Source organism: Streptomyces filipinensis, from assembly GCF_014649495.1.
GTDB classification, from domain to species: Bacteria; Actinomycetota; Actinomycetes; order Streptomycetales; family Streptomycetaceae; genus Streptomyces; species Streptomyces filipinensis.
In genome coordinates this window covers 379,414-398,338 of sequence record NZ_BMTD01000003.1, presented here as the reverse complement: position 1 = coordinate 398,338, position 18,925 = coordinate 379,414, and the positions used below count along the sequence as shown (strand labels likewise).

Annotated in this window: 20 protein-coding genes; 7 read left to right on the top strand and 13 right to left on the bottom strand. The window is 73.5% G+C overall.

Annotation, left to right across the window (positions count from 1 at the left end):
* Window positions 1-33 precede the first annotated feature (33 nt).
* Window positions 34-1,350 carry an MbnB/TglH/ChrH family RiPP precursor modification enzyme gene (locus tag IE244_RS10295; protein ID WP_191872693.1) on the bottom strand — a complete coding sequence of 439 codons (1,317 nt, stop codon included), beginning with the start codon at window positions 1,348-1,350 and terminating at the stop codon, window positions 34-36.
* A 214-nt stretch (window positions 1,351-1,564) separates the two neighbouring features.
* The gene (locus IE244_RS10290) at window positions 1,565-2,281 is read right to left on the bottom strand and encodes an aminoacyl-tRNA hydrolase (RefSeq protein WP_191872691.1); all 717 of its coding nucleotides are present in this window, start codon (window positions 2,279-2,281) and stop codon (window positions 1,565-1,567) included.
* A 130-nt stretch (window positions 2,282-2,411) separates the two neighbouring features.
* Here IE244_RS10290 and IE244_RS41840 point away from each other — a divergent pair, with 130 nt between their 5' ends.
* Together IE244_RS41840 and IE244_RS41835 are read left to right on the top strand one after the other, a co-directional pair.
* Window positions 2,412-3,365, top strand: coding sequence for an ABC transporter ATP-binding protein (locus tag IE244_RS41840; protein WP_229854036.1), 954 nt, complete (start codon window positions 2,412-2,414; stop codon window positions 3,363-3,365).
* A complete protein-coding gene (locus IE244_RS41835; protein ID WP_229854035.1) occupies window positions 3,362-4,033 on the top strand; it encodes an ABC transporter in 672 nt (223 codons plus the stop codon). The genes IE244_RS41840 and IE244_RS41835 overlap by 4 nt, the downstream gene beginning before the upstream one ends.
* On the opposite strand, the gene IE244_RS10280 is transcribed toward IE244_RS41835, so the two are convergent.
* From IE244_RS10280 to zapE, 11 genes are all read right to left on the bottom strand, one after another.
* Window positions 4,025-4,207, bottom strand: a complete 183-nt coding sequence (locus IE244_RS10280) for a hypothetical protein (protein WP_191872689.1) — start codon at window positions 4,205-4,207, stop codon at window positions 4,025-4,027. The two genes, IE244_RS41835 and IE244_RS10280, sit on opposite strands and share 9 nt — an antisense overlap.
* An 18-nt stretch (window positions 4,208-4,225) precedes the next feature.
* Window positions 4,226-5,068, bottom strand: coding sequence for a polysaccharide deacetylase family protein (locus IE244_RS10275; protein ID WP_191872687.1), 843 nt, complete (start codon window positions 5,066-5,068; stop codon window positions 4,226-4,228).
* 98 nt (window positions 5,069-5,166) lie between these two features.
* Window positions 5,167-6,690, bottom strand: coding sequence for an FAD-dependent oxidoreductase (locus IE244_RS10270; protein ID WP_191872685.1), 1,524 nt, complete (start codon window positions 6,688-6,690; stop codon window positions 5,167-5,169).
* Between the two features lie 212 nt (window positions 6,691-6,902).
* Window positions 6,903-7,169: a hypothetical protein gene (locus tag IE244_RS10265; protein WP_031172184.1), complete on the bottom strand. Its 267-nt coding sequence runs from the start codon at window positions 7,167-7,169 to the stop codon at window positions 6,903-6,905.
* A gap of 116 nt (window positions 7,170-7,285) precedes the next feature.
* On the bottom strand, window positions 7,286-8,143 hold the full coding sequence (locus IE244_RS10260) for a PPK2 family polyphosphate kinase (RefSeq protein ID WP_229854034.1): 858 nt from the start codon (window positions 8,141-8,143) through the stop codon (window positions 7,286-7,288).
* A gap of 179 nt (window positions 8,144-8,322) precedes the next feature.
* Window positions 8,323-8,871 carry a YbhB/YbcL family Raf kinase inhibitor-like protein gene (locus IE244_RS10255; protein ID WP_229854033.1) on the bottom strand — a complete coding sequence of 183 codons (549 nt, stop codon included), beginning with the start codon at window positions 8,869-8,871 and terminating at the stop codon, window positions 8,323-8,325.
* Window positions 8,872-8,880: 9 nt separating this feature from the next.
* Window positions 8,881-9,687: a slipin family protein gene (locus tag IE244_RS10250; protein WP_191872681.1), complete on the bottom strand. Its 807-nt coding sequence runs from the start codon at window positions 9,685-9,687 to the stop codon at window positions 8,881-8,883.
* A gap of 123 nt (window positions 9,688-9,810) precedes the next feature.
* Entirely contained in the window at window positions 9,811-11,301 is a 1,491-nt protein-coding gene (locus tag IE244_RS10245; protein WP_191872679.1) for a SulP family inorganic anion transporter, read from the bottom strand.
* 8 nt (window positions 11,302-11,309) lie between these two features.
* Window positions 11,310-11,888 carry a carbonic anhydrase gene (locus IE244_RS10240; RefSeq protein WP_191872918.1) on the bottom strand — a complete coding sequence of 193 codons (579 nt, stop codon included), beginning with the start codon at window positions 11,886-11,888 and terminating at the stop codon, window positions 11,310-11,312.
* An 85-nt stretch (window positions 11,889-11,973) separates the two neighbouring features.
* Window positions 11,974-12,369 (bottom strand): hypothetical protein, encoded by a 396-nt coding sequence (locus IE244_RS10235; protein WP_191872678.1) that lies wholly within the window; start codon window positions 12,367-12,369, stop codon window positions 11,974-11,976.
* Between the two features lie 165 nt (window positions 12,370-12,534).
* Window positions 12,535-13,638, bottom strand: a complete 1,104-nt coding sequence (gene zapE / locus IE244_RS10230; protein ID WP_191872676.1) for a cell division protein ZapE — start codon at window positions 13,636-13,638, stop codon at window positions 12,535-12,537.
* A gap of 37 nt (window positions 13,639-13,675) precedes the next feature.
* On the opposite strand from zapE, the gene IE244_RS10225 reads away from it, so the two are divergent.
* From IE244_RS10225 to IE244_RS10205, 5 genes are all read left to right on the top strand, one after another.
* Window positions 13,676-14,545, top strand: coding sequence for a pyrimidine reductase family protein (locus IE244_RS10225; protein ID WP_191872674.1), 870 nt, complete (start codon window positions 13,676-13,678; stop codon window positions 14,543-14,545).
* A gap of 128 nt (window positions 14,546-14,673) precedes the next feature.
* A complete protein-coding gene (locus IE244_RS10220; protein WP_191872672.1) occupies window positions 14,674-15,147 on the top strand; it encodes an indole-3-glycerol phosphate synthase in 474 nt (157 codons plus the stop codon).
* Window positions 15,148-15,333: 186 nt separating this feature from the next.
* The gene (gene murC, locus IE244_RS10215; protein WP_191872671.1) at window positions 15,334-16,722 is read left to right on the top strand and encodes a UDP-N-acetylmuramate--L-alanine ligase; all 1,389 of its coding nucleotides are present in this window, start codon (window positions 15,334-15,336) and stop codon (window positions 16,720-16,722) included.
* Window positions 16,723-16,736: 14 nt separating this feature from the next.
* Window positions 16,737-17,144, top strand: a complete 408-nt coding sequence (msrB, locus tag IE244_RS10210; RefSeq protein WP_031172162.1) for a peptide-methionine (R)-S-oxide reductase MsrB — start codon at window positions 16,737-16,739, stop codon at window positions 17,142-17,144.
* Window positions 17,145-17,371: 227 nt separating this feature from the next.
* Window positions 17,372-18,757: a PP2C family protein-serine/threonine phosphatase gene (locus tag IE244_RS10205; protein WP_191872670.1), complete on the top strand. Its 1,386-nt coding sequence runs from the start codon at window positions 17,372-17,374 to the stop codon at window positions 18,755-18,757.
* Window positions 18,758-18,925 lie beyond the last annotated feature (168 nt).

Sequence of the window (18,925 nt, the reverse complement as noted above, 5' to 3'; positions counted from 1 at the left end):
TGGGGAGCTGCGGTTCCGTCGGCCGCGCGGTCCTCAGGCCGGGTTCCGGTGCAGCGCCTTTCGGGCCAGCCGGGCCATGCGTCCGGTGGGCCTCGGTGCCGGGCCCGCCCGGTCCAGCCACCACTCCCGCAGGGCCCGCCTGACCCCCGCGTCCTCCGGCCGTCCGGCCCGCAGCAGATGCCCGGCGAAGTCCAGCGCGTCCCGCCGGTATCCCCCGCTCATCGGCCGTACGCGGGCGTACTCCAGGAACGCCGCCCGGTACCCGTCGCCGAGAATCACCGCTAGTTCGGGCGCCACCTTCGCCACCACATCCGCCCGCTTCGCCGCGAGCGCCCGCGCCTGCACCCCCATCCGCACCCGGTCGAACCCCTCGGGCACCGGCGTCCCGGCCACCAGAGCGGACAGCACGGCGGCCTGGGCGACACCGACCCGCTCCCGCGCACCGACCACCGGCCGCGCCAGCACCGCGACACTCCCGCCCGCCGAGCCGGCGACGGAGCCCCCCGAACTCCCCTGCGCCCGCCCGCGTCCGGCCGTCACCGCCTCCCGGATCACGGCCAGCTCGCGCTCCAGCTCGGCCGGTTCCGGAAAGTTCTCGTCCCGTTCCAGCAGGACGCCGGGCGGGGCGGCGCGGGAGGCGAGGCCGGTCAGGATGTCGAGCACCGGACGCGGCACGGGGTGGGCGTGGCTGTCGTGCCAGACGCCGTCGCGCTCGAAGCCGCCCGCGACATGGACGTAGGCGATCGCCTCCACGGGCAGCGCGGCCAGCGCCTCGGCCGGGTCCTCGCCCCGGTTGACGTGGTTGGTGTGCAGGTTGGCCACGTCGATCAGCAGCCGTACGCCGGTGCGCTCGACCAGCTCGGACAGGAACTGACCCTCGGTCAGCTCCTCGTCCGGCCAGGAGAACAGCGCGGCGATGTTCTCCAGGGCCAGCGGCACGGGCAGGGCTTCCTGGGCGATGCGGACGTTCTCGCAGAGCACGTCCAGGGCGTCCCTGGTGCGCGGTACCGGCAGCAGGTGCCCGGCCTCCAGGCGCGGCGACGCGGTGAGCGGACCGCCCGCCCGTACGAACGCGATGTGCTCGGTGACCAGCGGCGCGCCCAGCGCCGCCGCCCGCTCGGCGAGCGCCGTCAGGCGGCCCTCGTCGGGGGCCTCGGCGCCGCCGAGGCCGAGGGAGACGCCGTGCGGGATCACCGTCACCCCGCGCTCGCGCAGCCGCACCAGCGAGGCGGGAAGGCGACCGGGGCAGACGTTCTCCGCCACGACCTCCACCCAGTCGATGCCCGGCATGCGCTCCACGGCGTCCGCGATCTCCGGCCGCCAGCCGATCCCCGTCCCCAGTCGCCGCACGGTGCCACCCCTCCCTCGAATGAGGGGGGTATGGCCCCGGCGCCCGGACCCGAACCCCCTGGGAACCGGGTTCAGAGCAACATTTGAGGTTCATCCCCGCGCCGTTCCCCGCGCCGCTTCCCGTGCCGGCTCCCCCGTGTCGGCCCCCGTGCTGGCTTCCCGCGCTGGCTTCCCCGTGCCGCTCCCCGCGTCGGCAGCATCCGGGCGAGCGGTCCTAGCGCAGCCCGGGGTGGTCGGCGACGACCGTGCAGCTGCCCGGTGCGATCTCCGTGAAGCCCGCGTCCCGCACCACCGGCAGTCCGCCGCCGGTCAGCCGCGGCCAGTCGGCGGGGTCGGCCGTACGGACGGCCAGGGCGAAACCCGCGTCCCGCCAGGCGGCGCGCTCCGCGCCGGACAGCGCCCACCAGGCCAGTTGGGCGCCGTGCCCGGCCTGGGCCATCGCCTTCCCGGCCGACATCTCCAGCGCGGGGTTCAGCCACAGCACGGGCTGCGCCGGATCGGCCCCGGCAGGCGGCTCGGGGTCGTCGAGCTCGGTGCCCGACACCTGGAGCTTCGCCAGGTCCTTGGGCCAGCCGTCGAGCGGGATCGGCGGAAAGACCCGTACCTGCGCCGACTTGCCGGTCACCGTGATCCCGGGCAGCGCCTCGGCCCGCCGCCACTCCGCGCCCCGGGCCCGCCGGACGACCTTGCGGATCCGAGCGTCCTCCCAGTTCCGCACGGCCTCGGCCCATGCGCCCTCGCCGTGTGCCCGCTCGTCCGCGAGCAGCACCAGCACGGCCCGGGCGGCCGTCTCCAGCGCATCGGTGCGTGCGGGCGGGGCAGCCCGCTCGATCCGCGCGACGAGGGGCAGCACGAACTGGGGCGCCTCGTCACGGGGGCTCTGCTCGGAGTGGAAGGGGCCGTCACCGGGGGACGTCGAAACAGGGGTCACGTCAGCCCACCCTACGGGGACGCGGGACAGCGCCGACTTCCGGCTCCCGTCGCGTGGGCGGGACCGACCGGGACGACCCCGCGGCCGCTGATCGCAGCACGGCCCAGGGCGGGACCGACACAATGCACCCATGCAACGTGATCTACGACTGGCCGGCGTGGGCCGCCGCTACGGCCTGCGCGGCACCTGGGTGTTAAGGGGTGTCGACCTCACCGTCGCGCCCGGCACCCTGACCCGTATAGAGGGGGCGAACGGCACCGGCAAGTCCACCCTGCTGCGCCTGCTCGCCGGGCTCGACGCGCCCAGCGAGGGCCGCGTCACCGGTCGCCCGCGCACCGCCTACGTCCCCGAACGCTTCCCGTCCGCGCTCCCCTTCACCGCCCTCGGCTATCTCACCCACCTCGGCACCGTCCACGGCCTGAGCCGGGGAGCCGCCGCACGCGCGGCGGGCACGTGGCTGGAGCGGTTCGGCGCGCTCGCCTACGCCGGTACGCCCATGGCGCAGCTGTCCAAGGGCAGCAGCCAGAAGGTCGCGGTCGCCCAGGCCCTGCTCGGCGAGCCGGAGCTGCTGGTGCTCGACGAGGCCTGGACCGGCCTGGACACGGCGGCCCGGGCCGAGCTGGAGCGCGCGGTGGCCGAGCGGACGGCCGCCGGGGGCGCCGTGGTGTTCGTGGACCACGACCCGCGCCGGCTGGCCGGGGTACCGGACGCGACGTACACCGTGCTCGACGGCCGTCTCGCGCACCGCACCCACGAGGGAAGCCCTCCGGCCGGGCCGCTCACCGTCGTCACCGTACGAGGGCCGGCCGGCGGGCGGCTGCCGGCCGAGGCGGCGCGGGCCGTGGCCTCCGCCGAGGAGACCACGGCCGGTGTCCACCGCCTCGCCGTCCCCGCCTCCCGCTCCGACGTCCTGCTGCGCGCCCTGCTCACGGCCCGCCCGCCCTGGCACGTCATGAGCGTCACGCCGCCCCCCGACCTCGCACCGACCCCCGACCTCGCACCGACCCCCGACCTCGCATCGCCCACTGACCTCGCACCGCCCACCGACCTCGCACCCCCCACCGACCCGGGAAGCCGCCCATGACCGCACTCCTGCGCTACCAGGCCGACCTGCTGGTGCGCTCCCAGCGCTGGCTGCCGCCGGTGATCCTGTACGTCGTGTTCCTCGGCATCGGCGTGCAGAGCGGCCAGCCCGTCCTCGACTCGCTCGGCTACACGGCCGCCGGCCTGCTCCCGGTGGCCGCGTGGCTGGTGCGGATCTGCGTCACCGGTGAGCCGGACGCGGCCCGCGCCTGTGTCGCCGCCGCCCGCGGCCCGGCCCGCGCGCACCTCGCCTGTCTGCTGACGGCGCTGCTCGCGTCGGTGGCCCTCGGTGTGGTGGCGACCGTGGTGGTGACGCTCATCAGCGATCCGGCGAGCAACGGTCACCGGGTCCATGTGGCCCCGCTGCGGGCGGCCGCGGCCGGGCTGCCGGCCACGCTCGCCTGCGCGCTGCTCGGCGCGGCCGTCGGCGCGCTCACCAACCGGCCGCTGCTGCGCTCCACCGGCCGGGCCGTGCCCGCGATGCTGCTGGGCGCGCTGCTGGCGGTGGTGGCCACCGGTTCTCCGGCACAGGCCGCGGTCCACGGCCTGGTCACCGGTTCGCAGACCGGCCGGGCGCCGGTGCCGCTGCTGCCGCTGGCCGGGGCCGCCCTGCTCACGGCGGCGGCCTTCGCCGTGGCCGCCCCGCTCAGCACCCGCCGGTCACCCTGAGCAGGCGGTGCGCTGCGCCTCCTGCCACTCGCACCGCGGGCACAGCGTGACGCCCCGGTACGACTCCGGGTACTCCGTCGGCTCCCGGCACAGCACGCACTCGGCGTACGGGGGACCGTCGGCCTGCGGCGGCCGGGCGGCGTCGACGATCGTGCAGTGGTCCTCGTCGCTCATGCCCCCAGCCTAGGACGGTCACCGATGGCCGGACGTCTCGCCGATCAGCTCGGAGACCTTCACGAACCGGTAGCCGCGCTTGCGCAGTTCCGGTACGACGGCGCGGACGACCCGCTCGGTGGTCGGGGCCGCGCTGCGGGTGCAGTGCATGACGACCACCGAGCCGGGCTTCACCCCGTCCAGCACCTGCCGGGTGACGGCGTCGGCGTCCGTGGCGAACGCGTCGCCGCTCACCACGTCCCACTGCACCGCGGTCACCCCGAGCCCGCTCAGCGCGCGCAGCGCCCGCTGGTCGTAACAGCCGCCGGGGAAGCGGAAGTACGGCAGAGCGTGCGGCACGCCCGCGTTGTGCAGGGAGGCGTACGCCCGCTCCACGTCCGAGCGCATCTTGCCGGGGTCGACGGTGGGCAGGCCGTAGCAGTCGCTGGTGAACGCGTAGTGGCTGTAGGAGTGGTTGGCGACCTCGAACTGCGGGTCGTGGCCGAGGCTGCGGGCCTCGGTCGGGTACTCGTCGGCCCACCGGCCGGTCATGAAGATCGTCGCCGGCACCTTCAGCCTGCGCAGGGTGCCGATGAGATCCGGGTTGTCGAAGTGCTCGCCGGCGGCGGCGCGAGGCCCCTCGTCGGCGGTCATGTCGGCGTCGAAGGTCAGCGCGACGGTCTTGCCCAGCGTGCGCGGGCCGTGTGCGAAGACCGGGGTCAGGCCGCCGGGACCCGGGGTGAGTACGGGCGGACGTGAGGCGGGGACGGGGGACTTGGCCGGGGTCTGGCGGACGCTGCCCGCCGGGTCCCCGGTACCGCAGGCGGCGAGAGCCGCGCCCAGGGCACAGACGACGGTGATACTGCGTAGCTGTGGGATCACGATATGAAAATATGACTAACTGACGACTTGTGTGATTATTTGTCCTGCGGTGGGGTGACGGGGGTCCCCCGCGCGGCGGGCTTCGGCCCCGCGCAGCCTCAGAGGTCCCGCTGCTCCAGCGGCCGGACCGCCGGGCCCTGGAGCACCGTGCCGTCGACGGCGAAGCGCGAGCCGTGGCAGGGGCATTCCCAGGCGCGTTCGGCCCGGTTGAAGGAGACCAGACAGCCGAGGTGGGTGCAGCGGGCCGAGACCGCGTGCAGCACGCCCTCCTCGTCCCGGTGCACCGCGAGCCGGCCGCCATCCGCCCGGACCACCGCCCCGTCGCCGGGGGCCAGACCGTCCAGCGGGGCCGGCGGCTTCAGGCGGTCGCCGACGAAGTGCCGGGCCACCTCCGCCTGTGTCCTCAGCAGTGACGGCGCTTCACGTACCACCGACTTCAGCCGGCGCGGGTCGTACAGCCCGTGCCAGGCGCAGTCCCGGCCCGTGATCAGCGCGGTCAGCAGCAGCCCGGCCATGATCCCGCCGCTCAGCCCCCAGCCCCCGAAGCCGGTGGCGACCCAGGTGTGCCGGGCGCCCGGGTGGAAGGGGCCGACCAGCGGCACGGTGTCGGTGGAGTCGTTGTCCTGGGTCGCCCAGGCATGGTCCAGGGCCACGCCGGGGAAGTGCTCCTCGGCCCAGGCGGCGAGCCTCTCGAAGCCGGCCCGCGCATCGCCGGTGCCGGGCGTGAAGTGCTCCCCGGTGACGACGAGGAGGCGCTGCCCGTCCGTGCCGTAGGGCGCGGTCCGCACCGAGCGGGTGTTCTCCTCCGGCGTGATGTACATGCCCTGCGGATCCGGGGCCTCGCCCAGTGGACCCGCCACGACCAGCTCGCGGCGCGGGGAGAGCCGGGCGAACAGCAGCGCCCGGTCGAACACCGGGTAGTGGGTGGCGATCACGACGTCCCGGGCGGTGACCGTGTGGCCCGCCCCGGTCGTCAGCCGGCAGGGGTCCCCGCCCTCCTGCAGCCTCACGACCCGCGTGCCCTCGTACAGTCGGCCACCGCGTGCGACGAGGTCGGCGGTGATCGCCCGCAGGTACTTGACCGGGTGGAACTGGGCCTGCCCGGTCATCCGGACCGCGCCCGCCACCGGGAACGGCAGCCCGGTCTCCGTGGTGAACGAGGCCGGCAGCCCCGCCTCCCGCGCCGCCTTCGCCTCCGCCCGCACTTCGTCCACGCGCGCCCGGTCGCGCACGTACGTGTACGCGTCCCGTGTCTCCCACTCGCAGTCGATGCCGAGCTCGGACACCAGCGCCGCCGCGTGCTCGATCGCCTCCGACTGCGAGCGGCCGTACAGCCGTGCGCCCTCGGGGCCGCGGGTGCGCAGCAGCCGGTCGTAGACGAGGGTGTGCTGTGCGGTCAGCTTGGCCGTGGTGCAGCCGGTGACCCCGGCCGCCGCGCGCCCGGCCTCCAGCACCGCCACCCGCAGCCCGGCCCGGGTCAGTTCGTGGGCGGTGCTCAGTCCGGCGATGCCCGCGCCGACGACGGCCACGTCGACGTCCAGGTCCTCCGTCAGGGCGGGACGGGGTGGCTCCGGCGCGGTCTGGAGCCAGTACGAGCCGGTGACCTGCCGTTGTTCCTGCATGGCCGCCGGGTACCCACCCGCGGCTCCTTCAGTGATCGCTCCCGGGCGCGGTGCGCACCGGTCCCGAACGAGCTGAGGGCGTGGTGGCCCCACACGCACCCGCGCGTGAGGTCACCACGCCCGTCCCCTGCCGGCGGTGGGCGTGCGGGCCGGCCCACCGGATGTCCGGCCCGCCGCCGCTTCCCGCCGTCAGGGGGTCCTGGACCGGCCGCCTAGCCGGCCTTGTTGCTGCAGCCCATGGTCGAGCCCACATGGGTCTGCTGCGCACCCGGGTCGCCCTCGCCGTTGAGCGCGTTGCCCAGCAGGCCGTTGAGGATGCCGACCTCGCCGAGCAGGTCGAGGTTCAGGTCGTGGTCCTTGCAGTTGGAGCTCTGCATGATGTGGCCGCCGTGGCCGTCGGCGTGGGCCGTGCCGGCGGTGACGAGCCCGACGGTGCTGACGGCCGCGAGGAGCACGGCAGCCTTGCGAAGTCTGTGCATGTCATCTCCATGACGTGAGGGTGGATGCGGTCTGCAACGGGGCAACCCCTTACAGTCACGGAGATTATGTGAAAATAGCCCAAAATGGACGGCGGCGCGCCGGTGTGTCCGAGAGGTCAGCCGCCCTTCAGCAGCCGCTCCCGGCACTCCGCCACGTCGAAGTCGCCCCGCGGGTACTGCGGGTCCAGTTCCCGCAGGTGCTCCAGCAGCAGGCGGCTGATCGCCCAGTTCCGGTACCACTTGTGGTCCGCCGGCACCAGGTACCAGGGCGCGTACGGCGCCGCGCAGCGCTCCAGGGCCAGCTCGTACGCCTCCTGGTAGGCGGGCCACCGGGCACGCTCGTCGATGTCGCCGGGAGCGAACTTCCAGTGCTTGTCCGGGCGGTCGAGGCGGCGCAGCAGCCGGCGCCGCTGCTCCTCGTAGGACAGGTGCAGGAAGCACTTGACCACGGTCACGCCGTCCTCGGCGAGGGAGCGTTCGAAGTCGTTGATGAGGCCGTACCGGCTGCCGATCTCGGCGGGCCGGGCCAGATGTCGTACCCGGGCGATGAGGACGTCCTCGTAGTGCGAGCGGTCGAAGATGCCGATCTCGCCCGGCCGGGGCAGCGCCGCGCGCACCCGCCACAGGAAGTCGTGCCGCCGCTCCTCCTCGGTCGGCGCCTTGAACGCCTGGATCCGGCAGCCGGACGGGTTGAGATGGCCGATGACGTGCTTGACCGTGCCCCCCTTGCCGCTGGTGTCCATGCCCTGGAGCACCAGCAGCACACGCCGCCGGTCCCCTGCCGTGCCCGCCGCCCACAACCGCTCCTGGAGGTTCGCCAGGTGCTTGCCCATCCTGGCGCTGTCGGCGAGCCCGGCCCCCTTGCCGCCGGGGGCGGCGGGCGTGGCCCCGGCGTCATACCCGGCGAGTACGACGGGCTCGCCGGGCGGCAGGCGCAGCGCATCCCGGAGTGCCCTTCCGCTCTTCTTCGACACGGCCGCCCCTTCCACCGGATCCCTAGATGGTGCGCCCGGGCCCGTGGACTCCGCCAGCCGTGGCGCGTTCCACCGGGGTGCGGGCTGTGCCGCCGTGCGGCTCGGCCGCGCGAGCGCGACCAGCCGTGGGGGGAGGCGCACCCGCACGACGGCCCGCGACGGCCGAAGTCGCGGAGCGCTCAGCGGGAGTAACGCCCCGTCAGCGTCCCGGCCGCCAGCATGCGGCCGGACACGGCGCGCATCAGGTCGGCGGGGGAGGCGTCCGGGGCCAGGGAGAGCCGCTGGTCGAGCGCGTAGACCGTGAGGACGTAGTGGTGCGGGCGGTCGCCGTGCGGCGGACAGGGGCCGCCGTAGCCGGTCTTCCGGAAGTCGTTGCGGCCTTCGGTCGCCCCCCGCGGCCGCTCACCGGCGGACAGCCGCCGGGTGCGCGGGTCGATGTCCCACACCAGCCAGTGCGTGAACGGGCCCCGCGGGGCGTCGGGGTCCCGCAGCAGCAGGGCCAGGGACGCCGTGCCCGCGGGCACGGAGGCGAGCGCCAGCGGAGGCGAGACGTCGGCGCCGTCGCAGGTGTGCCGGCGCGGGATGGTGCCGTCGTCGCCGTAGGCCGTGCTGGTGAGGGTCAGCCGGCGGGGGGCGCTGCGGGAGGGGACGGTGGCCGGTCCACCACCGTCCGCGCAACCCGTCACGACGGCCATCGCGGCCACGGCGATCACCCAGCTCCTGCGCATGGGCGCACGCTAGCCGGAGCGGAGCTCTCCGTCACCGTTCGACGCGAGCTGCTGCTGCTGGTTGCCCCGCTCCAGGAAGTGCAGCAGCTCCACCGGGATGGGCAGGACCAGTGTGGAGTTCTTCTCGGCCGACACCGCCATCACCGTCTGCAGCAGCCGCAGCTGGAGTGCGGCGGGGGTGTCGGCCATCTGCTGGGCGGCCTCGGCCAGCTTCTTGGAAGCCTGGAACTCGGCGTCCGCGTTGATGATCCGGGCGCGGCGTTCCCGGTCGGCCTCGGCCTGGCGGGCCATGGACCGCTTCATCGTGTCCGGCAGCGACACGTCCTTGATCTCCACCCGGTCCACCTGGACGCCCCAGCCCACGGCCGGACTGTCGATCATCAGCTCCAGGCCCTGGTTGAGTTTCTCGCGGTTGGAGAGCAGGTCGTCCAGGTCGCTCTTGCCGATGATCGACCTCAGGGACGTCTGGGCCATCTGCGAGACCGCGAACTTGTAGTCCTCCACCTTCACCAGCGCGCTCTCCGCGTCGACCACCCGGAAGTAGACGACGGCGTCCACGCGCACCGTGACGTTGTCGCGGGTGATGCCCTCCTGGGCGGGGATCGGCATCGTCACGATCTGCATGTTGACCTTCTGCAGCCGGTCCACGAAGGGGACGATCAAGGTCAGGCCCGGCGGCCGTACGTCATCCATGACGCGCCCGAGCCGGAACAGCACACCCCGTTCGTATTGCTTGACCACGCGGGCCGCCATGGCCAGGTACACCACGCCGACACCGCCGGCCGCGGCGAGCGCCCCCAGCAGCTCCTGGAGCATGATGACCTCCTCACCGAGAGGTCCGTTACGTCTGCTGCTGTAACGATATGCCCGCACCGGGCGGCCGGGCCATGGCCTGGCGCGCCGGGGGGCCGGGCCCCTGGCACGCCAGGCACGGGGGCCTCAGCCCGCCGCTGTCCGCACGGTCAGCCGCACCGGCTCCGTGCCCGCCGCGCTGTGCCGTTCGGCCCAGTTCTCCAGGGCCGTACGGCAGGCGTGATCCAGGTGGTGCAGGCCGGCCAGGTCGAGGCAGACCGGGCGGTCCTGGGGCAGCGACTCCAGACTGTCCAGGATCTTCGGCAGCCGCAGGAAGGTCGCGTTGCCGGACAGATACGCGTCGACCGGACCCGCACCCTTGTCGACGACCTCCAGCTTGACGTGCGAGGACTCCCAGGCGGTCTTGACCACGGCCAGCGCGAGGCCGATCAGCACGCCCTCGAACATGCTGACCGCCACGATCGAGACCGCCGTGACGGCCAGCACCAGCGCCTCGCCCCGGTGCTCGCGCCACAGCACGGCCAGCGCCCGGACCGGGACCAGCTTGGCGCCGGAGTAGATCAGGATGCCCGCGAGCGCCGGGATCGGGATGTGGGCGAGCACGCCGGGCAGCAGCGCCGCGAACAGCAGCAGCCACACGCCGTGCAGCACACGGGAGGCCTTCGTCCGGGCACCGGCCTGGACGTTGGCCGCGCTGCGCACGATCACCGCGGTCATCGGCAGCGCGCCCAGCAGCCCGCACACCGTGTTGCCGGCGCCCTGGGCGACCAGTTCCCTGTCGTACTCGGTGCGCGGTCCTGAGTGCAGCCGGTCCACGGCCGCCGCGCTGAACAGCGACTCGGCGGACGCGATCAGCGTGAAGGCGACGATCGTGCCGAGCATCCCGACGCCCGCCAGCTCTCCGAAGGCGCTGAGCGGCGGCGGCTGGACCGAGCCGAGCAGGCCCTGCACCTCGACCATGGCCACCGGCAGGTCCAGTGCGAACGCGGCCACCGTGGCGAGGCCGACCGCGGCGAGCGGGCCGGGCAGCGTACGCACCTTCGCGGGGACGTGCTTCCACAGCGGCAGCACCGCGACCGTGCCCGCGCACAGCGCGAGCGAGGCCACCGCCGTGCCGTCGCCGAGGGCGTCCAGGAACGCCCCGGGCAGCCCGGCGATCTTGCCCAGTCCGGAGTCGGGAGCCTTGGCCGCCAGCGCCGGGTACAACTGCCCGGCGATGAGTACCAGCCCGATACCGGCCAGCATCCCCTCGACGACGGAGATCGAGATGGCGCGGAAGTAGCGGCCCAGCCTCAGCAGCCCCATGCCGACCTGGAGGAGGCCGGTGGCGAGGACGATCGCGCCGAGCGCCGGCAGCCCGAACTCCTTGACCGCCTCGAAGACGAGCACGGTCATACCGGCCGCCGGCCCCGACACCTGCAGACTGCTGCCGCGCATCAGTCCGGTGACGAGGCCGCCCACGATGCCGGTGACCAGGCCGAGTTCGGCCGGGACCCCGGAGGCGACGGCCACGCCGACGCACAGCGGCAGCGCGACCAGGAAGACGACCAGGGAGGCGGCGAAGTCCTGCCGCAGCTGCGGGAACCTGGCTATGAGAGTGGTGTTCTTGCTGGTCATCGGCGCGCTCACAGGGACTCGAAGGTGTCGGTCTGCGGGCGGTGCGTCCGTACGGTGCCGGTGTGCACCTCGTAGTACCAGGCGTGCAGCCCCAGTTGCCCCGCCGCGGTCCTGCGCTGGACGCACGGGTACGAGCGCAGTCGCAGCAACTGGGTCAGGACGTGGGCCTGTACGCCCTCGGCGACCTCCGGATCCTCGGCCGCGCCGGCCGGGCGCGGGGTGGCGTGCGCGAGCCAGTCGCGCACGGCGGGTACGGCGGTCAGGTCGTCGCCGCGGACCAGCGCGCCGACGGCACCGCAGTGCGAGTGCCCGCAGACGACGATGTCGCGGACGCCGAGCACCTCCACGGCGTACTCGATGGTGGCGGCCTCGCTCGTGGGGTGCTGCGAGGTGTGCGGCGGCACGATGTTGCCCGCGGTGCGCAGCTCGAACAGCTCGCCGGGGCGGGCGCCCGTGATCAGGGCCGGGACGACCCGGGAATCGGAGCAGGTGATGAACAGCACCTGCGGGGACTGGCCTTCGGCGAGCTTGGCGAACTCCTCAGGGCGCTGTCCGAAGGTACGGGCGTTGTCGATGAGGGGCTGCATGACGATGAGTTCCTCCTGGCGCGCCTGCACGGGCGCGTCGGACTCGAACGACGGTGTGTGGGGGTGTGGACAGAGCGCGTGCCTGTCAGCAGCGGAAGACCTGGAGCGCTGCCGGGGTGAGGGCTCTGGGGGTTCTCGCGGCGCGGTGGTACGGCGCGCCGGGTGCGTCCGGCGCGTCGGCGCCGGACGCACGGCCGGCTATCAGCGCAGGCTGCTGGGCCCAGCCGGAGGCCGGGCCGCGCTGCCGGTCGCGCAGGTGCGGGGCACTCAGGGGGGCACCCGAACGGTTCGGGGTACGGACCGAGTCCTTCTCCTCGTGCACCGGCGGTGCGGAGGACGCAATTCCGGACTCAGCCTTGGCCTGTGCCTGACTGAGCGTGTGCGCGGGTGCGAACGTTCCCGTGGGAGCGAAGAGCTGGAGCGCGAGCAGGAGCACGGCGATGAGGGGGAAGCGGGTCCGGGCCGTCGTACCTCGGAACATGCACCCCCCCTTGCCCGCCTCGCGCGTCTTGTCCAGACCAAGTCTTGGTCAATGGATGGTCAAGAAGCAGATTAACCCTGCAAAGGCCTTTGCAGGGTTAACAGCGCGTTACGAACGCAAGAGAGCGTGAAAAGCGCCGGTGGCATGGCGCGATCTGGCTCTTGACTACGAGTCGACGAGGCCCTTCGCGTCGCGGGCCAGCGCGGTGAGCCGGGATATCGCGCGGAAGTACTTCTTCCGGTAGCCGCCGTTCAGCATCTCCTCGCTGAACAGCTTGTCGAACGGCAGCCCCGAGGCCAGCACCGGGACCTCGCGGTCGTAGAGCCGGTCCGCGAGCACCACGAGCCGCAGCGCGGTCGACTGGTCCGGCACCGGCCGCACATCGGTGAGGCACACCGCCTTCAGGTCGTCGGTCAGCGCGCCGTACCGGCTCGGGTGGACCTTGGCCAGGTGCTCCAGCAGATGCGGGAAGTCGTCGAGCGAGGCGCCGGCGGTGGCGTAGGCCGCCTTCGTCACCTCTTCGTCGGTGAACGGCTTCGGCGCCTCGGGCAGACCGCGGTGGCGGTAGTCCTCACCGTCGATGCGCAGCGTACGGAAGCGGGCGGAGAGCCCCTGGATCTCGCGCAGGAAGTCCGCGGCGGCGAACCGGCCCTCGCCCAGCTTGCCCGGCAGCGTGTTGGAGGTGGCGGCCAGTGCCACGCCCGCGTCGACCAGCTTGCCGAGCAGCGTCGACACCAGCACCGTGTCGCCCGGGTCGTCCAGCTCGAACTCGTCGATGCACAGCAGACGGTGGCCGGAGAGGGTCTGCACGGTCTGCTGGAAGCCGAGGGCGCCGACCAGGTTGGTCAGCTCCACGAAGGTGCCGAACGCCTTCAGCGCGGGCTCGGCCGGGGTCGCGTGCCACAGGGACGCGAGCAGATGGGTCTTGCCGACGCCGTAGCCGCCGTCCAGGTAGACCCCGCGCGGACCGGCCGGGGCCTTGGGCGCCTTGGCCCTGCCGAAGCCGAGGAAGCCGCGCCGGCCGGCGCCGGAGGCGTGCGCCCCGCCGAGCCCGGCCGCGAAGCCTTCCAGTATCTGCACGGCCTCGGTCTGGCTGGGCTGGTTCGGGTCCGGTATGTACGTCGAGAAGCGCACCGAGTCGAAGCGCGGCGGCGGCACCATCTCGGCGACCAGCCGGTCCGCGGGGACGTGTGGCTCACGCGTGCACAGCGAGAGGGGGCCCGCTTCGGTCAGAGGGCTGGATCCGGGGGCGGTGGTGGAGGACGACACGGTTATCCATGCTAAGCGCCGTGTCACACTGCACGACATGCGACGCCTGTTCCCTGTGACCGACGAAACAGCAGCCCAGGCCTTCGGCGGGACCGCCCAGGGTGAGGGGGTGAGGCGGGCGACCGGGGTCCGAGCGGCGGATGTGCCGGGCGCGCACGGCGGCAGCGCGCTGGTCGACCGTGAGTGGAGTCTCGCCGAGCTGGCCGCCGCCTACGCCTACCCCGAACCCGTCGCCGGTGCCCCGCGGCCGTGGCTGCGGGCCAACATGGTCTCCTCGCTCGACGGCGCCGCCCAGCACGACGGGCGCTCCCAGCCCATCTCCAGCGCCGCCGACATGCGGATCTTCGGCACGCTGCGGGCGCTCGCGGACGTGATCGTGGTGGGCGCGGAAACGGTACGTCAGGAGGGGTACCGTCCGGCACGCGCGCGTGCCGAGTTCGCCGACGGCCGCAAGGCCGCCGGACAGGCCCCGGCCCCGGTGATCGCGGTCGTCAGCGCGAGCCTGGAGCTGGACTTCTCGCTCCCGTTGTTCACCTCGCCCCTGGTGCCCACGCTGGTCCTGACCGGAGCCGCGGCCGCCGCGGACCGCGTCGCCGCCGCCGAGAAGGCGGGCGCCACGGTGGTGATCGCCGGCGAGGGCACGGGCGTCGAGCCCGCGCGCGCCGTGGCCGCCCTGGCCGGCCTCGGCCATACCCGGCTGCTCACCGAGGGCGGTCCCCGGCTGCTCGGCCAGCTGATCGCCGACGAGGTGCTGGACGAGCTGTGCCTGACCGTCTCGCCCATGCTCACCGCGGGCGACGCCCAGCGCATCGCCGGGGGGCCGTCGGTCGAGGTGCCGCACCGGTTCGAACTCGCGTCCCTCCTGGAGGAGGCCGGATTCCTGTTCGGCCGTTACCGTCGGTCCTGAATCGGCGGAATCTCCCGTTCCGTTTAGCTTCCGGAGGGCACACTTAGTCCGGCACGACCCGTGCGATCGCGGGGCAGGATGGTTTCGGCAGGGGCCTTGTCGGGCCCACGGAGGAGAAGAGGCGTTTGGTGTTCACAAGCGTTCTGATGATCGAGAAGGCCTTGACGGCCGCCGACGTGGAGTTCGTCACCACCTTGCACGGAGACGAGCCGGTCGTGTTCCACGTGCTTCTCCAGCCGCGCGGCGACCAGGCGGACCGTCTGCTGCGGGCCATCGACGACATCGCGCTTGGCGAACTGGACGAGGCGGTCCGCGAACGCGAGACCCCGGAGGGAGCGGAGGCGAAGAGCGTCGGCCGGCAGGCACTCGACGTGTCCCTGCGGGCGTTGCGCTCCGCGGGGAGCCGGGCCGAGGGGCGGCTGGTCGAGGACCACCCGCTGGACGCGCTGAAGGCGCTCGTCGCGGAGGTGGACGCGGACGAGGTGATCGTGCTGACCGATCCGCACTACGTGGAGGAGTTCTTCCACCGGGACTGGGCCTCCAGGGCCCGGCACAAGGTGGGGGTGCCGGTGCTGAAGCTGTTCTCGCACAGTGAGGCGTAGCCGACCCGCCGGACCGGTGCGTCGGCGCCGTCCGGGACGCGGTGCGGCCCGGGGCGCGGGTGCGTGGCGGCTCGTCGCGCGGTTTCCCGCGCCCCTCCAGGCCGCTACGGCCCTCGCTGCAAGGAGCCCGGTGCTTCAGCGCATAGGCTAGGTCCGCTCTAGTACACCGTCTCTGGGGAGAACCACATGGCACCCGGCCTTCCTACCGCCATGGACCGACCGCACTTCATCGGCATCGGCGGCGCCGGGATGTCGGGGATCGCCAAGATCCTCGCGCAGCGCGGGGCCGAGGTGGCCGGGAGCGACGCCAAGGAGTCGGCGACGGCCGAGGCGCTGCGGGCGCTCGGGGTCACCGTGCACATCGGGCACGCCGCCGGGCACCTCGCCGACGACGCGAGCTGTGTCGTGGTGTCCTCGGCGATCCGCCAGGACAACCCGGAGCTGGCCCGCGCGGCCGAGCTGGGCATCCCGGTGGTGCACCGCTCCGACGCGCTCGCCGCGCTGATGCGGGGGCTGCGCCCGATCGCCGTGGCCGGCACCCACGGCAAGACCACGACCACCTCGATGCTGGCCGTGTCCCTCACCGAGCTGGGCCTGGAGCCGTCGTACGCCATCGGCGGCGACCTCGACGCGCCCGGCTCCAACGCCCTGCACGGCGACGGCGACATCTTCGTCGCCGAAGCCGACGAATCGGACCGCAGCTTCCACAAGTACGCGCCCGAGGTCGCCATCGTCCTCAACGTCGAGCTGGACCACCACGCCAACTACGCCTCGATGGACGAGATCTACGAGTCCTTCGAGACCTTCGCCGGGAAGATCGTCCCCGGTGGCACCCTGGTGATCTCCGCCGACCACGAGGGCGCGCGGGAGCTGACCCGGCGGCTGGCCGGATCGGTGCGGACCGTGACGTACGGCGAGGCCGAGGACGCCGACGTGCGGGTGACCGCCGTCGTACCGCAGGGGCTGAAGAGCCAGGTCACCGTGGTGCTGGACGGGCAGGAGCTGACCTTCGCCGTCTCCGTGCCCGGGCGGCACTACGCCCTCAACGCCGTCGCCGCCCTCACCGCCGGCGCCGCGCTCGGCATCCCGTCCGCGGAGCTGGCGCCCGCGCTCGCCGCGTACACCGGGGTCAAGCGGCGCCTGCAGCTCAAGGGGGAGGCCGCCGGGGTGCAGGTGATCGACTCCTACGCCCACCACCCCACCGAGATGACCGCCGACCTGGAGGCCATGCGGGCTGCCGCCGGCGAGTCCCGCATCCTCGTCGTCTTCCAGCCGCACCTGTTCTCCCGCACCCAGGAACTGGGCAAGGAGATGGGACAGGCGCTGGCCCTCGCCGACGCCTCGGTCGTGCTCGACATCTACCCGGCCCGCGAGGACCCGATCCCCGGCGTGACCAGCGAGCTGATCATCGAGGCCGCGCGTGCCGCCGGCGCCGACGTCACCGCCGTGTCCGACAAGGCCGAGATCCCCGGGGTGATCGCGGGAATGGCGAAGCCCGGTGATCTGGTTCTCACCATGGGCGCGGGCGATGTGACAGACCTGGGCCCGCTGATCCTGGACCGCCTGTCGCAGTAAAGGGGCTGAGGCTCATGTCGTACGACGTCGAGAAGCCGGACGAGCAGTGGCGGGCGGAGCTGAATCCGGCCGAGTACGCCGTGCTGCGCCAGGCCGCCACCGAGCCGGCCTTCACCGGTGAGTACACGGACACCAAGACCAAGGGCGTCTACTCCTGCCGCGCCTGCGGCGCGGAACTGTTCACCTCGGACACCAAGTTCGCGTCGCACTGCGGCTGGCCGTCCTTCTACGACCCGAAGGACACCGACGCGGTCGAACTGGTCGAGGACCGCTCCCACGGCATGGTCCGCACCGAGGTGCGCTGCGCCCGCTGCGGGTCCCATCTCGGGCACGTGTTCGAAGGTGAGGGCTACCCGACCCCGACCGACCAGCGGTACTGCATCAACTCCGTCTCGCTGCGGCTGACGCCCGCGGAGGACTGATCGTCCGGAGTCCCGCCCGGGATCTCGATCAAACAACACTCCGAATCTTGCAAAACCCGTGCCTGCCCGGTCTCCTCCGGTCGAAGATGAGCGTCGTAGGACAGGCCGCGCGGGGCGGGTACGGCGGGCCGCGGGACGAACGGCCCGCGTGCTCGCACGGGGCTGCCGAGGGCGAGGGGAAGGGCCAGGCCGGTGCCCCATGCGCTCCGGTTTGAGATTCTGTGAGGGTGTTGGGTGTGGCGCGCTGGATCCAGTCCCGTCGCAGGCCTCCAGCCGACGGCGGCCACCACCGCGAGGACGGCGGCGGCCATGAGGGAACCGCCACGCCCGCGCGGGCCGCGGCGGCCGCGGAACCAGCGGAATCAGCCGGCTCGGCGAAGGCCCCGCAGGCCTCGGAGGGCGTGCCGGCCGCCGACGCCGTGGCGGCCGGCGCGCGGCTGAGCGTGCTGCGGCAGGCCCTGGCCGGGATCGGTACGACCCTCGACGAGGCCACGACCTGCGCCGAGCTGACCCGGGCCACCGCAGGGCTGGCCGGCGGCACGGCCGCCGTGATGCGCCTGGCCGGCCCGACCGTCTCCGGGTACGAGGCGATCACCGGGGACGCCGACGCGCTGCCCGGCGCCGGCTGGGCCGCCGCGGTGGCCCGCGAGGCGGCCGTACCGGCGCTCGGCGCGCAGCCGGAGCCATGGCTGGAGCACGCGGGCGGCGACCGGATCGCCCTGTGCACGCCGCTGATCAGCGGGGAGGACGTGTACGGCGTCCTGGTGTGGGCCCGCTCCGGGCCGCCGCCCCTGCACCAGGCGGAGGCCGAGCTGCTCAGCCTGCTCGCCGAGCGCGCCGCCTCCCACATCCGGCACGCGCGCGACTACGCGAGCGTCAACCGCACCGCCGGCGACCTGCAGCGCGCCCTGCTCTCCGAGCCCGGCCGCCCGCACCCCAACCTCGACATCGCCATCCGCTATCTGCCGGCCGGCGGCGGTGTCCTGGTCGGCGGCGACTGGTGCGAGACCGTACGACTGCACTTCGGTCGGACCCTGCTGGTCGTCGGCGACGTCATGGGACACGGCCTGGAGGCCGCCGTCGACATGAACGCCTACCGCTCCTCCCTGCGCTACATCGCCTCCGCCGACCTGCCCCCGCACCGGGTGCTGCGGCAGATGGACGACATCGCCTCCCGGGAGGCGGAGCTGCGTCCCGCCACGTGTCTGCTCGCCCGGGTCGACCCGGGGCGCGGTCAGGTCACGCTGGCCAGCGCCGGGCATCTGCCGCCCGTACTCATCGCCTCCGGCGGAGAGGCCTCGTTGCTGTCCGTCCCCGTCGGGCCGCCGCTCGGCACCGGGCTCGGCGGCTACGAGTCGTTCACCCACCCGCTGCACGCCGGTGAGACCCTCGTGCTGTTCACCGACGGGCTCGTGGAACGCCGTGGTGAGGACATCGACCGCTCGCTGGCCCGGCTGTCCGCTGTCCGCTTCCCGACGGGGGGCGGGCTGGAGGAGGTCCTGGACACCATCCTCGGCCGTCTGGACGCGCGGCACGCGGAGGACGACGTCGCCGCGCTCGCCGCGCGGCCGCACAGCCGACAGGGGCCTTCGGCCGACCCGGTCTCGCCGTAGGGGCCCAGGCGGTACGCCGGTGACAGGCCGTCAGGGCTCGTCGCGGGTCCGCCGGCTGCCGGCTCCGTCGGATGCCGGCGCGGCGACCGCGTCCTCGGCGGACGCACCGGTCGCTCGCCCGACAGAACGCTGAAACACTCGCGGTCTAGACTCTCCCCGCAATGGCCT

Bases quoted from the DNA above. Each gene is read 5' to 3' on its own strand.
- IE244_RS41840 (WP_229854036.1), top strand. From the start codon at position 2,412: ATGCAACGTGATCTACGACTGGCCGGCGTGGGCCGCCGCTACGGCCTG.
- IE244_RS41835 (WP_229854035.1), top strand. From the start codon at position 3,362: ATGACCGCACTCCTGCGCTACCAGGCCGACCTGCTGGTGCGCTCCCAG.
- IE244_RS10280 (WP_191872689.1), bottom strand. From the start codon at position 4,207: ATGAGCGACGAGGACCACTGCACGATCGTCGACGCCGCCCGGCCGCCG.
- IE244_RS10270 (WP_191872685.1), bottom strand. From the start codon at position 6,690: ATGCAGGAACAACGGCAGGTCACCGGCTCGTACTGGCTCCAGACCGCG.
- IE244_RS10265 (WP_031172184.1), bottom strand. From the start codon at position 7,169: ATGCACAGACTTCGCAAGGCTGCCGTGCTCCTCGCGGCCGTCAGCACC.
- IE244_RS10255 (WP_229854033.1), bottom strand. From the start codon at position 8,871: ATGCGCAGGAGCTGGGTGATCGCCGTGGCCGCGATGGCCGTCGTGACG.
- IE244_RS10250 (WP_191872681.1), bottom strand. From the start codon at position 9,687: ATGCTCCAGGAGCTGCTGGGGGCGCTCGCCGCGGCCGGCGGTGTCGGC.
- IE244_RS10245 (WP_191872679.1), bottom strand. From the start codon at position 11,301: ATGACCAGCAAGAACACCACTCTCATAGCCAGGTTCCCGCAGCTGCGG.
- IE244_RS10240 (WP_191872918.1), bottom strand. From the start codon at position 11,888: ATGCAGCCCCTCATCGACAACGCCCGTACCTTCGGACAGCGCCCTGAG.
- IE244_RS10235 (WP_191872678.1), bottom strand. From the start codon at position 12,369: ATGTTCCGAGGTACGACGGCCCGGACCCGCTTCCCCCTCATCGCCGTG.
- IE244_RS10225 (WP_191872674.1), top strand. From the start codon at position 13,676: ATGCGACGCCTGTTCCCTGTGACCGACGAAACAGCAGCCCAGGCCTTC.
- murC (WP_191872671.1), top strand. From the start codon at position 15,334: ATGGCACCCGGCCTTCCTACCGCCATGGACCGACCGCACTTCATCGGC.
- msrB (WP_031172162.1), top strand. From the start codon at position 16,737: ATGTCGTACGACGTCGAGAAGCCGGACGAGCAGTGGCGGGCGGAGCTG.